This window comes from Streptomyces sp. NPDC127595, assembly GCF_042671685.1.
Taxonomy (GTDB): domain Bacteria; phylum Actinomycetota; class Actinomycetes; order Streptomycetales; family Streptomycetaceae; genus Streptomyces.
Genome location: NZ_JBHXWK010000004.1, coordinates 238,320 through 251,538, shown reverse-complemented (window position 1 = coordinate 251,538; position 13,219 = coordinate 238,320). Strand labels below are relative to the sequence as shown.

The window sequence follows — 13,219 nt, the reverse complement described above, 5'->3', positions numbered from 1 at the left end:
CGTCTGCGGGTGCGTCGTGGCTGGTCGCGCCGTTCCCCGCGCCCCTTTGGGGCGCTGCCCAACCGCACCTCAGCCGGTCGGCTCGGACACGATCAGGCCCTCTCGGTAGGCGATCGCCACCGCCTCCGTGCGGCCGGCGGCGCCAAGTTTGGCGAGGATGTTGGAGACGTGGACGCTCGCCGTCTTGCCGCTGATGAACAGTTCCTCGCCGATCTGGCGGTTGGTGCGGCCGAGGGCGAGGAGGCGCAGGACGTCGCTCTCGCGGGCGGTCAGTACGGCGATGCGGTCGGCGGCGGACGGTGAATCGGCGAGGCGACCGCGCCGGATGAGGGTGTCCACCGCATCGAGGAGCGGCAGGGCGCCGAGGCTGACGGCGGTGTCGCGGGCCGCGCGTGCGTGCTCGGCGGCTTCCTCGCGGCGGTCCGCCGACAGCAGGGCCTCGGCGAGGCGCCGCTCGCAGCGGGCCAGTTCGTACGGGTCGCCGTAGCCGAACGCGGCGACCGCCTTCTCCCACACGGCGACGTCGGGACCGGAGTGCGCGCGCAGCCACTCCGCCTCGGCGCGGGCCAGCCAGGCCAGCCCCTCGGGCCCCTGCTCGGAGCCGTCCTCACCCTTCGCGGCCGTGGTCCTGGCCACCTCCACCAGCTCGGTGGCGGTGTCGGTCCAGCGGCGGGCCCCCGCCTCGTCGCCGGTGAGGCGCAGCTCGACGGCCGCGTCCGCGACGGCGGACAGGGCCAGTGCGGCGAGCCGCACACCGATGTCGGGCCGCTCGGAGCCCGAGCCGTCGGCGAGCCTGACGAGGTTCTCGCGCACGCTCGCGACGGCTCCCTCGGCGTCACCCCGCAGGGCCGCGGCATCGGTCAGCACGATGCCCGCGACGAGCGTGGCCATCCAGTCGAACGGTCCGTCGAGCAGGGCGAGGGCACGCTCGGTGGCGTGCTCGTCGCCGCGGGCGAGAGCGACGTACAGCGCGGGACCGGTCGCGAACCCGCCCGCCGCGGGCAGCCGTTCGGAGTCGGCGGCGGCCGCTCGGGCGCACTCGTCCCAGCGGCCAAGGGTATAGAGGACGAGCGACTGGAGGTAGCGCAGCTCCAGGGCGTACGGCGCGGAGATGAGGCCGGAGCGGTTCGCGCGCTCCAGTCCCTCGGAGAGCCGGCCGAGGCATTCGTCCAGGTCGCCGGATTCGTAGGCGCCGATGGCGAGGTTGAAATGCGCGCGCATCTCGATGGTGACGTTGCCCGCGCGGTGGGCGAGGTCGCGCGCCAGGCGCAGCCGGTCCCGGCTCTCGGCGGTGCGCCGGTTGTGCCCTTCCAGACCGACCAGGGAGATCATCAAGTCGGCCTGGGCGTCCGGCAGTCGGAGCTCCTCCGCGATGCGCAGCGCCTGCCGTCCGACGCGCTCGGCGTCCTGGTCCTGCCCCATATAGCGCGCCGCCATGACATGGGTGGCCGCCGCCCACACCCAGGTGTGCGACGGAGGCTCGGCCGGGATCATGGCCAGCGCCTCGCTGCTGTACGTGAACGCGGCCTTCAGGCTGTCGACGCGCATCAGATTGCCCGCCAGGGTGTAGCGGACGCGCGCGGCGAGTTCGGAATCCGCGTCCGAACCGGCTCTGGCGAGAGCGGAGCGGGTGAGGGAGACCGCGCGGTGCGACTCCCCGGCGTGCGCGGCGGCCGCGGAGGCGCGCAGGGTGAGGGTCACCGGTCCGGCGACGGCCTCGGGGCGGGCGGCGGAGTCCACCGCCGGCCACAGTTCGAGCGCTGTCTCCAGATGGCGCAGCTCCTCGGCGGGCGCGCCGACCCGCTGGGCGTGGTCGGCGGCTTCGAGCGAGGCGACGAGCGCGTCGGCGAGGTCGTGGCTCTCCCGCGAGTGATGGGCGCGCTCCGCCGCGCTCTTGGCCGAATGCCCTTGGCCCGCAAGGAGTTTGGCGAACGTACGGTGCAGCCGGACCCGCTCCCCTGGCAGCAGATCGGCGTACACCGCCTCGCGGGTCAACGCATGCCGGAAGGAGTACGTGGCGTCCTCGCCGGGGACCAGCAGTTGCCGGCCGACGGCCTCGCGGAGCGCCGACTCCAGCTCTTCCTCAGGCAGTTGTACGGCGTCACGCAGCAGCTCGTGCTCGACGCGGCGCCCGGCGACGGCCGCCGTGCGCAGCACCTGCTGTGCGGTGTCGGAGAGTTGCTCGATACGGATCAGGAGGAGGTCGGCCAGGCCGCTGGGCATGGCGCCGGACGCCGGGCCGGTGTCGCCGGGGAGCGGGTCGGCGGTGGCGGCGAGCAGTTCCTCCGCGTAGAAGGCGTTGCCCTCGGCGCGGTCGACGATACGGCGGACGGTCGTGTCGGACAGCGGGGCCGCCCGCAGTCCTCGTACGAGCCGGGCCACTTCGGCGTCGGCCAGCGGCCGCAGTTCCAGCCGGTCGACGGCGGGCAGCCGGACCAGCTCGGCGAGCAGCGGACGCAGGGGGTGGCGGCGGTGCAGGTCGTCCGCGCGGTACGAGGCGAAGATCGCCAGGGGGTGCGGTGGGGCGCCGGAGGCCGGGCTCTGCAGGAGGCCGCGGCTGAGCAGGAAGCGCAGCAGGTCGCGCGAGGACTGGTCCGCCCAGTGGAGGTCTTCGAGGATCAGCAGGAGGGGGCTGATGTCGGCGGCGGCGGAGAGCAGGGAGGCCATGCCCTCGAAGAGGCGGAGACGGTTGCCGCTGTCGTGGGCGTCGTCGCCTCCGGTGCCCAGGAGGGGGTTGACCGCGGGGTGGGCCGCGAGCGCCTCGGTGAACCGGTCGTCCGCGGCCAGTACGCCGAGGATCTCCGTGAACGGGAGGTACGGCAGGCCGACGTCGCCGAGGTCCACGCAGTGGCCGGTGAGGACGGTCATGCCGGTTTCGGCGGCGTGGGTGGCGGCTTCTGTCACCGTGCGGGTTTTGCCGACGCCTGCGTCGCCCGCTACCAGTACGGCGTGGGGGTCGCCGTTCCTGGCGCGGGTCAGCACGTCGGTGAGCCGGGCGAGTTCGTCTGCCCGGCCGATGAACGGCGTACCGAATGTCTGTGCCACGGGACCCATCCTGGCATGGGGGACTGACAGGGGGCTTTCGGGTTTTCTTCGCCCCCTCCGCCCCTACCCGTCCCTTGCTTCCTGGGGGCTGCCGCCCCCAGACCCCCGCTGTCGCGCTGAACGCGCTCGTCCTCAAACGCCGGACGGGCTGAAGATTTCTAGCTCCTGCCGGGGAAAGAATCAGCCCCTCCGGCGTTTGAGGAGCGGGCGTTTGAGGAGCGGGGGTCCAGGGGGCGGCGCCCCCTGGCGGGGTCTGGGGCGGAGCCCCAGGGAAAAGGGACGGGTAGGGGCGGAGGGGGCGAAAAAACACCACCACCTCAGGCGGCCAGCGCCTCCTCCGGCTCCCGCACCCGCACCCGCACCCGCCGCAGCGTCGCCGCGGCCAGCCCCGCCGCCCCGAGCAGCAGCACCGCCCCGGCGATCGCCGCCGCCTGCATGCCGCCGGTGAACGCCTCCCGGGCGGAGGCAGCCAGGGCCTGGCCTGTGTCACCCGGCAGCTGCTGGGCCACCGCCAGCGCGCCCCCCAGGGTCTCGTGGGCCGCGGCCGGTGCGTCGGACGGGATCTTGTCGCGGTAGAAGGCCGTGCCGATGGAGCCCAGGACGGCCATGCCCAGGGCGCCGCCGAACTCCGTGCCGGTTTCCAGCAGGGAGGAGGCGGCGCCCGCGTTGCCGGCGGGGACGGTGCCGAGGGCGAGGTCCATCATCTGGGACATCACGGTGACGATCCCGGATGCGAGGACGCCGGCGCCGGCGAGGACCAGCCACATCGAGTCGGTCCCGGCGAGGGCGAGCAGACCGTAGCCGCAGGCGGCGACGACGAAGCCGGCGGTGACGACGTAGGCACGGTCGACGCCGTTCTGCACGAGCTGTGTCGTGACCGGTGCCGCGACGCCGATGAGCACCGAGGGGAGCAGGGCCCAGAGCGCGGCCTCCAGCGCGCTCTTGTCGAGCACCGACTGGATGTACTGGGTCGTGAAGTACGCCGACCCCATGATCCCGAACGCCGAGATGAGGTTGAGGACGACAGCGGGGGTGAATCCGCGCCCGCGGAAGAGGGCCGGGGAGATCAGCGGGGACTTCGCGGTGCGCTGGCGCTGGACGAAGAGGTAGCCGAAGAACAGGCCGACGGTGACCGAGAGGACGTACTCGGTGTGCCAGCCCTCGGCCGTCAGTTCCTTCAGGCCGTAGATCACGGGCAGTACGGCGGCCAGGGAGAGGGGGACGCTGAGGAGGTCGAAGCGGCCCGGCTCCGGGTTCCTGGACTCGGGCAGCAGGATCGGGCCGAGGACCAGCAGCAGCGCCATCGCGGGCAGGTTGACCAGGAAGACCGAGCCCCACCAGAAGTACTCGACGAGGACGCCGCTCATCACCGAGCCCAGCGCGATACCGCCGGTCATGACGCCGGACCACAGGCCGATCGCCTTCGCCCGCTGGCCGGGGTCCGTGAACATGGTGCGGACCAGCGCCATCGTGGACGGCATCAGCGTCGCACCGCCGATGCCGAGGACCGCGCGGGCCGCGATCAGGGTCTCGGCACTGTTCGCGTACGCGGCCACGAGCGAGGCCGTGCCGAAGGCGGCGGCGCCGAACAGAAGGAGCCTGCGGCTGCCGATGCGGTCGCCGAGCGAACCCATCGTCATCAGCAGCCCGGCCAGCACGAACGCGTAGATGTCGAAGATCCACAGTTGCTGGGTGCCGCTCGGCTCCAGGTCCGCGCTGATCGACGGGATCGCGAAGTAGAGGACCGAGACGTCCATCGAGACCAGGAGCAGCGGAAGCATCAGCACGCCGAGGGCGGTCCATTCGCGGCGTCCCGCACGGGAAGCGGGCGTGTTGGTCGTGCACTTGGGGTTCGTCATGACAGGGACTGTACGAGCGTCTTAAACGCTTGTCTAGTACGGATGTGTAAGACGACAGTATGGGACGGGTGTATGGGACGAATGTATGGATCGGGGTACGCTGGCCCGCATGGGACACCGTGAGGATCTGCTCGAAGGCGCCAAGCGCTGCCTGCTGGAGAAGGGCTTCGTGCGGACGACCGCGCGCGACATCGTGAAGGAATCGGGGACGAACCTCGCCTCGATCGGCTACCACTACGGATCGAAGGACAAGCTCCTGGCGGACGCGTATGTCTCCCTGGTGGAGGGGCTGTCCGACGCCTTCGACCCAGGCGCGGGCGTCAGCGAGAGTTCAAAACCGGGCTCCCTCGAACGGTTCCAGGAGGTCTGGTCGAACATCATCAGCACTATGCGTGAGCCCCACTCGATGTGGCGACTGAGCATGGAAATCGTGGCCATGGGTGACCAACTGCCCGAGGTCCGCGACCACTTGGCGCGTGCCCAGCGTGAGGGGTCACGGGGGCTCGTCCCGCTGTTCATTGGCGGGCGGGAGGAGGACGTCACCGAGGAGGAGGTCGACACGGTCGGGCAGTTCTATACGACCCTGATGATGGGGCTCATCGCGCAGTGGACCTTCGACCCGGACACGGCCACCGATGCCGAGCGGCTCACCACGGGGCTCCGCCGAGTCATCGAGGCGTCGGCGAAGTCCAGTCCCTAGGGCGGAACTTCAGCCGGTGACCGCGTCGAGGTCCCGCCACGCGGCCTCGCTCAGGTCCGTGGCGGCCCACCGTGCGGCGGACGCGACCTCCGCGGGGGAGCGGAAGCCCGCCACCACACCGGCCACGACCGGGTCCCGGAGCGGGAAGCGGACGGCGGCGTGCGGCAGGACCGTGCCGTGGCGGGCGCAGACCTCGGCGAGGTGCCGGGCGCGCCGCAGCATCGCCTCCGGCGCGGGGCCGTAGTCGAAGAAGGCGTCGTCGGGCGGGCTGGGGCGGCTGAGCAGACCCGAGTTGAACGGCGCCGCCGAGACCACCGAGACCCCGCGCTCCGCGCACGCGTCCAGCAGCGGGCGGGCGGTGCGGTCGGCCAGCGTCCACCGGCCGGCCACCATCACGGCGTCCACGTCGGCCTCGGCGACGACCCGCAGCAGCGGGGCGACCGCGTTCATGCCGACGCCGACCGCGCCGATGACGCCCTGGTCGCGCAAGTCGGCCAGGGCGGGCAGCGCCTGGCCGAGGGCGGCGTCCAAGTGGTCGTCGGGGTCATGGACGTACACGATGTCCACCCGGTCGAGGCCGAGCCGGGTCAGGCTGCTCTCCAGGCTGCGCAGCACGCCGTAGCGCGAGTAGTCGGGGCGCCGGATCAGCGTGTCAGGTACGGCGAAGCCCCCGGCGGCCAGGTCGGAACCGGTGGGCGTGGGGTGCGGTTCCAGGAGGCGGCCGACCTTGGTGGAGACCGTGAACTCCGCGCGCGGCCGATGGGCGAGAGCCGCGCCGAGCCGTCGTTCGGAGAGGCCGAGGCCGTAGTGCGGGGCCGTGTCGTAGTAGCGCACGCCGGCGTCCCAGGCGGCGTCTACTGCGGCCAGTGCCTGGTTCTCGTCGAGAGGGGTGTAGAGGTTGCCGATGGGGGCGGCGCCGAACCCCAGCGGGCTGACGCGGACACTCGTACGACCGAGTCGGCCGGCGTCCGTCATGCCGTGGTCCCGGCCGGGGTTTCGGCAACGGGCGTGGTCTCGATGCCGTACCAGCGCGCGGCCGTCGTACCGAAGACCGACTCCCGTTCGGCGGGGCTCAGTTGGTCGGTGAGCGTCTCGGCGACGGCCAGGACGTCGTCGTAGCCGGCCGCGAGCAGGCAGACCGGCCAGTCCGAGCCGTACATGAGGTGGTGGGGGCCGATGGTGTGGAGCAGGACGTCCGCGTAGGGGCGCAGGTCGTCGGCGGGAGCGGGGCCGGTACGGGTGACCAGGCCCGACAGCTTCACGGCGACGTTCGGGCAGTCGGCCAGCTCGGTGAGCAGGGCGGTCCACGGCTCCAGGGTGTCCGTGCCGATGACCGGGTTGCCCGCATGGTCCAGGACGAAGCGGACGTCGGGCAGTTCGCGTACGGTCCGCACGGCCGCGGCGAGTTGGTCCGGGCGTACGAGCAGGTCGTACACCAGGCCCGAGGCGCCGACCGCCTCGATCCCGCGACGGACCTCGGGACGCGCCGCCCAGTCCGGGTCGGCCTCGTCCTGGATGCCGTGCCGGATGCCGACGAGCGCGGAGCCGCCGGGTCCCTCGCGCAGTTCCGCGAGGCGGTCGGCGATCCCCGGCTCGGTGAGGCTCGTCCAGCCCACGACCGCCCGGATGTGCGGGTCCCGCGCTGCCAGCGCGAGGAGTTCCGGGGTCTCCTCCGGTACGGCGATGGTCTGGACGACGACCGTGGCGTCCACGCCGTTCCGGTCGAGAGCGGGTCGCAGGTCCGCGGCGGTGAAGGTCCGGCGCAGGGTGGGCAGTTCGCGGGTCCAGGGCTGGTCGCGTACCGCGAGGTCCCACAGGTGGTGATGGGCGTCGATGCGCACCGTTCGGTTCCTTGGGTCGGTGGACGGACGGAGGGTGAAATGGGCCGAGGCGCCCTCAGTCGAGGTGGAAGATCTCCTCGGCCGGGGCCCACAACTGCCCCTCGGCCGCGCTGTCCACCGGCTGTTGGCACGGGTCGGTCCGTGTCCACCACTCGCGGGTGACCGGGTCGGCGGCGATCAGCGCGGTGTCGGCGGCGTAGTCGGTCCCCGTGTACTCCAGGTAGCTGAACAGCAGGCCGTCCCGCAGGAAGATGGAGTAGTTGCCGATGTTGGCCTGCTTGAGGGCCGCGAGTACGCCCGGCCACGCGGCGGCGTGCAGGGCGCGGTACTCCGACTCCTTCTCGGGCCGCAGCCGGACCACGGCGGCGAAGCGCTGCATGGCGATCAGTCCTCCTTCCGCGGCCGGAGCCGCAGTCCGTCCATTCCGCCGTCCACGGCCAGCGAGCTGCCCGTGGTGGAGCCGGCCGCCGGGGACGCCAAGTAGGCCACGGCGGCGGCGACTTCGTCGGCGCTGACCAGACGGCCGTGCGGCTGCCTGGCCGCGAGCGCCGCGTGTTCGGCCTCCGGGTCCTCCGCCCGGTCCAGCAGCCGGTTGACCCAGGGGGTGTCGGCGGTGCCGGGGTTGACGGCGTTGACCCGGATGCCCTCCGGCAGCAGGTCGGCGGCCATCGCCCGGGTCAGCGAGAGCACCGCGCCCTTGCTCGCCGAGTACAGGGCCCGTTGGGGCAGGCCGGCGGTCGCCGCGATCGAGCTGATGTTGACGATCGACCCGTGGGCGGACGCGCGCAGGGCGGGCAGCGCGGCCCGGGTGACCCGCACAAGACCGAGGACGTTGATGTCCAGCACGCGGTGCCACTCGGCGTCGGTGTTGTCCTCGATGCCGCCCTGTGCGCCGATGCCGGCGTTGTTGACCAGCACGTCAAGGCCGCCGAGGACCGAGACGGCCTCCTGGACGGCGGTCACGACCGACGCGTCGTCGCCGATGTCGGCCCGGACGTGTGCGGCGAAGCGGGGCGTCGTCGCCTCGGTCAGATCGAGTACGGCCACCCGCGCACCCTCGGCGGCGAGCAGCCGGGCGGTGGCCAGGCCGATGCCGGAGGCACCGCCGGTGACCAGGGCACCGAGTCCTGCGAAAGCGCCCAGTCTCATCGTGACCTCTCGTGCTGTGCGTAAAGAACGATCCCCGCGAGGAGAGAACGATCCCCGCGAAGAAGGAACGTTCCCCACGAAGAAGGATCTGCTTCATCTGGCATCCAGGACCATAAGGATGCGATCCCTTGTTACGCAATACTTCCCAAGAGATGCGGCAATTGAGGCGTTAAGTCCGCTTTGTTTAGGACGATTGAACGAACTTCTCCCTCACTCTTCTCAACGCGTAACACCGATGTCATAGTTGCCCCCACCGATGAACCTGATTAATCCGAACGTGCTGGAGGGGGACAAGGCAGTGGGAGTTCCAACGCAGGTGCCTGGTGACGGAAATGACGATTCGTCAGGCCGCTACCGGCCCGGTTACGAACTGGTCGCCGAGCAGCTGCTGAACTACATCGCCGAGCAGAACCTGCGCTCAGGGGACCGGCTGCCCACCGAGCAGGGCCTGGCGCAGATCCTTGGCGCCACCCGCAATGTCACCCGCGAGGCGGTGAAGGTCCTGGCCGCCATCGGCCGGCTGAGTGTCCGCCGTGGCGCGGGAATCTTCGTCGCCGACTCGGCCGGCGGGCTGGTGGACGACCAGCTCTCGCACTTCCGGCCGACGAGCATGGAAGACGTCCTGATGCTCCTGGACTACCGGACGGTGATCGAGTCGGAGACGGCGCGCCGTGCCGCCTCCCTCGCCACGCCGATCGAGGTCCGGACCATCCGGGAGTGCGCCGAGAAGTCGATGGTGGCGGGCAAGGCCAACGACGGTTACGCCTTCGCCGAGGCCGACACCGCGTTCCATGACGCGGTCGGTGTCGCCTCGCACAACGTGTTCCTGAGGTCGAGTGTCGCCGGCGTACGGCGCCTCGCCTCACAGTCAGACGTCCTGCTGTTCCACGGCGACGCACCGGGGTCGCTGGAAGTGGCGGCCGGACAGCACCTCGCCATTGCTGAGGCGGTCGCCGCGGGGGAGGCCGATCTCGCGGCGGAGCTGATGGTGGCGCACATCGCCACCACGCAGAGCCAGTTCGAAAGAAAGATCCGCGACCGGCTGTTCAACCTGGACAGCCGAGGCACCTCCGGTACGCCGGTGCAGCCGTCGAGGAGCACCGGTACCGCGGACGCACCGCGGTCGCCGGACGCGTCCGCGTCGTAAGGCCGCATCACGCCGTCACGGTTCGTGAGCGGGGCGACCCGCTCTCGCGAGCCGCCAACGCCGGAGGGACCCGGAGGACGACCGGGTCTCCCCAGATGTCATCTCATTCAGGCGATTGGATTTCCGTGTCTGCACCGTCTGCACTGCCAGGGCAGCCTTCACCGGCTGCCCGCGGAAGAATAATTGTGCCGCTCCGAAGAGTGCTGGTAGCCGCCCTGTCCCTGGCCACGATCACGGCGCCGCTGGCCGCCGGGTCGGCCCAGGCAGCCCCTTCGAAGGACCTGAACGTCTATGTCTCGCCGACCGGGAAGGACTCCGGAACCGGCACCTCCGCGCACCCGTTCAAGACACTGGAACACGCACGGGACTATGTGCGTGAGGCCAAGAAGAAGGTCAGCGGCGATGTCCATGTGCTGCTGAAGTCCGGCACGTACCAGCTGAGCCGCACCTTCAGCCTCACCGCCCAGGACTCGGGCAAGGACGGCTCCCGGATCATCTACGAGGCCGCCCCCGGCGCCACGCCCGTGATCAGCGGAGGCAAGCAGATCACCGGCTGGACCCCGGCCGACTCGACCGGCAAGGTCTACAAGGCCAAGGTGGGCGACCTCGACACCCGCCAGCTCTATGTGAACGGGGAGCTGGAGACCCGGGCGCGCAGCACCAAGGACCCGTCGGGCTTCAGCAAGACGTCCACCGGCTACACGTTCACCGACAGCGCCATCAGCGCCTACAAGCAGCCCAAGGACCTGGAGGTCGTGAGCAGCTGGGGCTGGAAGCTGCAGCGCTGCGGTGTGGAGTCGATCTCCGGCAACACGATGACGATGGAGCAGCCCTGCTGGCACAACGCCAACCTGCAGCAGGGCCAGGAGATCCAGAACCCCACCTGGCTGGAGAACGCCCGCGAGCTGCTCGACACCCCGGGTGAGTGGTACCTCGACCAGAGCACGGACGAGATCTACTACATGCCCAAGGACGGCCAGAACCTGTCCAAGGCGACCGTCACGGTCCCGGTCGTACAGGACCTGGTCGACCTGAACGGCACCAGGGCCAAGCCCGTCACCGGCGTGTCCTTCGAAGGCATCACCTTCTCCTACTCCACCTGGCTCGCCCCGAGTTCCTCCGACGGCCTGATCGAGGGCCAGGCGGGCTTCCGGATGGTTGGTGACGACAACCCCGACTTCAACTCCACCCGCCTGGAGTGGCAGAAGACGCCCGGTGCGGTCAACGTGAGCTACGGCCACGACGTCAGCTTCGAGGGCAACACCTTCACCCACCTCGGCGCGGTCGGCCTGAATCTGAACACAGGCACCCAGGGCACCGACATCACGGGCAACGTGTTCCGGCAGATCGCCGCCACCGGTATCCAGATCGGCGGAGTCGAGGTGATCGACGCCCACCCCGACGACACCCGGGACATCACCAAGGACACCCTGGTGGACAATAACGTTGTCACCAAGGTCGCCGACCAGTACAACGGCTCCCTCGGCATCCTGGCTGGCTACACCGACCACACGGTGATCACCCACAACAAGGTCTACGACCTGCCCTACAGCGGTATCTCCGTGGGCTGGGGCTGGGGTCTGACCGACGCGGGCGGCGACACCAACTACCCGGACGACAACCTGGGCGTGCCGGTCTGGGACACCCCGACGACCAGCCGCGACAACATCGTCACCGACAACGAGATCTACGACATCATGAAGTCGCAGGCCGACGGTGGCGCCATCTACACCCTCAGCGCCAACCCCGGTGGCACGGTGTCCGGCAACTACATCCACGGCGTTCCGACGCACGCCTACGGTGCCGTCTACCACGACGAGGGCAGCCGCTACTGGCAGAACACGGGCAACGCCTTCTGCGACGTGGCGTACCAGTGGCTACTGCTGAACCACGGCATCGACATCAACGCCACCGGCAACTTCACCACCCAGCCCAACTACAGCGCCCAGTTCAACAGCACGAACAGCAACATCAGCGGCAATGTCACCGTCGACTCCTGCGCCCAGCTGCCGGCCTCGATCGTGAACAACGCCGGTCTCCAGCCGGCCTACAAGCACCTCGACCCGGGCCCGGCCGTCACCGACACCCAGGCGCCCACCGCCCCCGGCACCCCGGCCGCGACCACCGACTTCCCGACGGTGGCGGACCTCAACTGGACGGCGTCCACCGACAACACGGGCGTCACCGGCTACTCGGTCTACCGCGACGGCAAGCTCGTCAGCGCCACCGGCAAGACCTCGGTGCGGCTCTCCGGCCTGACCGCGGGACAGACCTACACCTTCAAGATCACCGCCCGTGACGCGGCCGGCAACCAGTCCGCGGCGAGCGCGGAGCGACAGGTCACCATGCCCTCCGGCAGCGACCTGGCGCTGAAGAAGCCGGTCACCGCGTCGTCGGACTCGGAGCAGAACTTCCCCGAGAAGGCGGTGGACGGTGACCTGTCCACCCGCTGGGCGCAGGGTCTCGGCCTGCCCGACCCGTCCTGGATCCAGGTGGACCTCGGTGCCCAGTACGACGTGAGCGGCGCGATCACCACCTTCGAGAAGGCCAGCGGCTACAAGTACCGCGTCGAGGTCTCCTCGGACGAGGTCAACTGGAAGACGCTGGAGGACCACACCTCCGCGAACACCACGGCGTCGACCAACTACTCGCACACCGACCAGCCGGTCACCGGCCGCTTCGTGCGACTGACGGTCACCGGGACCAGCGGCAACGGCGGCAGCGTCTACGACTTCCAGGTCTACGGCACACCCGCCACCAGCTCCGACCACACGGCGCCCGCCGCCCCCGGACAGCCCCAGGTCACACCGCTGCTGCCCAGCGCGGTCGACCTGAGCTGGCCGGCCGCGACCGATGACACCGGCGTGACCAGCTATGTCGTCTACCAGGACGGCAAGCGGATCGCCGTCACCGGTGACACCACCCTGCGGGTCTCCGGCCTGACCCCGGAGAAGGAGTACTCCTTCACCGTCGTCGCCCGTGACGCCGTACTCAACACCTCGGAGCCGAGTGAGGCGGCCGTCGTCACCACTCCGGCCGACAACGACCTGGCGCTGAACAAGACGGTCACCGCTTCGTCCGACTCGGAGCAGAACTTCCCGCAGAAGGCGGTGGACGGTGACCTGTCCACCCGCTGGGCGCAGGGTCTCGGCCTGCCCGACCCGTCCTGGATCCAGGTGGACCTGGGCAAGGACACCAGCATCTCCAGCGTGGTGACCACCTTCGAGCTGCCCCGCGGCTACAAGTACCGCCTGGAGTACTCGACCGACGCCACCACCTGGTCGACGCTCGACGACCACACCGCCGAGAACACCACCTCGGCGACCAACTACTCCTTCACCGACCAGCCCGTCACCGCCCGCTACCTGCGGCTGACCGTCACCGGATCCAGCGGCAACGGCGGCTCCATCTACGAGCTCCAGGCGTACGGCGAGTTCTGACCGTACGAGCCCCCCTCCCCGGGACTCCGCGTTCCCAC

9 protein-coding genes are annotated in these 13,219 nt (G+C 70.4%); 3 read left to right on the top strand and 6 right to left on the bottom strand.

The window, feature by feature from the left end; all coding sequences use genetic code 11:
* Positions 1 to 69: 69 nt before the first annotated feature.
* On the bottom strand, positions 70 to 3,045 hold the full coding sequence (locus tag ACFVKT_RS15305; protein WP_385731490.1) for an AAA family ATPase: 2,976 nt from the start codon (positions 3,043 to 3,045) through the stop codon (positions 70 to 72).
* A gap of 317 nt (positions 3,046 to 3,362) precedes the next feature.
* Complete coding sequence (locus ACFVKT_RS15300; protein ID WP_385731488.1) at positions 3,363 to 4,904, bottom strand: MFS transporter; 1,542 nt, start codon at positions 4,902 to 4,904, stop codon at positions 3,363 to 3,365.
* Positions 4,905 to 5,013: 109 nt separating this feature from the next.
* Between ACFVKT_RS15300 and ACFVKT_RS15295 the strand changes: the two genes are divergently transcribed.
* A complete protein-coding gene (locus ACFVKT_RS15295; protein WP_385731486.1) occupies positions 5,014 to 5,604 on the top strand; it encodes a TetR/AcrR family transcriptional regulator in 591 nt (196 codons plus the stop codon).
* A gap of 9 nt (positions 5,605 to 5,613) precedes the next feature.
* Here ACFVKT_RS15295 and ACFVKT_RS15290 read toward each other — a convergent pair whose 3' ends face one another.
* From ACFVKT_RS15290 to ACFVKT_RS15275, 4 genes are read right to left on the bottom strand one after another with little or no spacing between them, the layout of a single operon-like run.
* Positions 5,614 to 6,579 (bottom strand): aldo/keto reductase, encoded by a 966-nt coding sequence (locus ACFVKT_RS15290; RefSeq protein ID WP_385731484.1) that lies wholly within the window; start codon positions 6,577 to 6,579, stop codon positions 5,614 to 5,616.
* Positions 6,576 to 7,445 carry an amidohydrolase family protein gene (locus tag ACFVKT_RS15285; RefSeq protein ID WP_385731482.1) on the bottom strand — a complete coding sequence of 290 codons (870 nt, stop codon included), beginning with the start codon at positions 7,443 to 7,445 and terminating at the stop codon, positions 6,576 to 6,578. The genes ACFVKT_RS15290 and ACFVKT_RS15285 overlap by 4 nt, the downstream gene beginning before the upstream one ends.
* A gap of 55 nt (positions 7,446 to 7,500) precedes the next feature.
* Positions 7,501 to 7,824: an L-rhamnose mutarotase gene (locus ACFVKT_RS15280; protein WP_385731480.1), complete on the bottom strand. Its 324-nt coding sequence runs from the start codon at positions 7,822 to 7,824 to the stop codon at positions 7,501 to 7,503.
* A 5-nt stretch (positions 7,825 to 7,829) separates the two neighbouring features.
* Positions 7,830 to 8,594, bottom strand: coding sequence for an SDR family NAD(P)-dependent oxidoreductase (locus tag ACFVKT_RS15275; RefSeq protein ID WP_385731478.1), 765 nt, complete (start codon positions 8,592 to 8,594; stop codon positions 7,830 to 7,832).
* 298 nt (positions 8,595 to 8,892) lie between these two features.
* Here ACFVKT_RS15275 and ACFVKT_RS15270 point away from each other — a divergent pair, with 298 nt between their 5' ends.
* Both ACFVKT_RS15270 and ACFVKT_RS15265 read left to right on the top strand, forming a co-directional pair.
* Positions 8,893 to 9,741, top strand: a complete 849-nt coding sequence (locus ACFVKT_RS15270) for a FadR/GntR family transcriptional regulator (RefSeq protein WP_385731476.1) — start codon at positions 8,893 to 8,895, stop codon at positions 9,739 to 9,741.
* Between the two features lie 95 nt (positions 9,742 to 9,836).
* The gene (locus ACFVKT_RS15265) at positions 9,837 to 13,181 is read left to right on the top strand and encodes a discoidin domain-containing protein (RefSeq protein WP_385731474.1); all 3,345 of its coding nucleotides are present in this window, start codon (positions 9,837 to 9,839) and stop codon (positions 13,179 to 13,181) included.
* The last annotated feature ends 38 nt before the right edge of the window (positions 13,182 to 13,219 follow it).

Excerpts from the sequence above, each read along its gene's own strand:
- ACFVKT_RS15300 (WP_385731488.1), bottom strand. The coding sequence starts at position 4,904 with ATGACGAACCCCAAGTGCACGACCAACACGCCCGCTTCCCGTGCGGGA.
- ACFVKT_RS15295 (WP_385731486.1), top strand. The coding sequence starts at position 5,014 with ATGGGACACCGTGAGGATCTGCTCGAAGGCGCCAAGCGCTGCCTGCTG.
- ACFVKT_RS15290 (WP_385731484.1), bottom strand. The coding sequence starts at position 6,579 with ATGACGGACGCCGGCCGACTCGGTCGTACGAGTGTCCGCGTCAGCCCG.
- ACFVKT_RS15280 (WP_385731480.1), bottom strand. The coding sequence starts at position 7,824 with ATGCAGCGCTTCGCCGCCGTGGTCCGGCTGCGGCCCGAGAAGGAGTCG.
- ACFVKT_RS15275 (WP_385731478.1), bottom strand. The coding sequence starts at position 8,594 with ATGAGACTGGGCGCTTTCGCAGGACTCGGTGCCCTGGTCACCGGCGGT.
- ACFVKT_RS15265 (WP_385731474.1), top strand. The coding sequence starts at position 9,837 with ATGTCATCTCATTCAGGCGATTGGATTTCCGTGTCTGCACCGTCTGCA.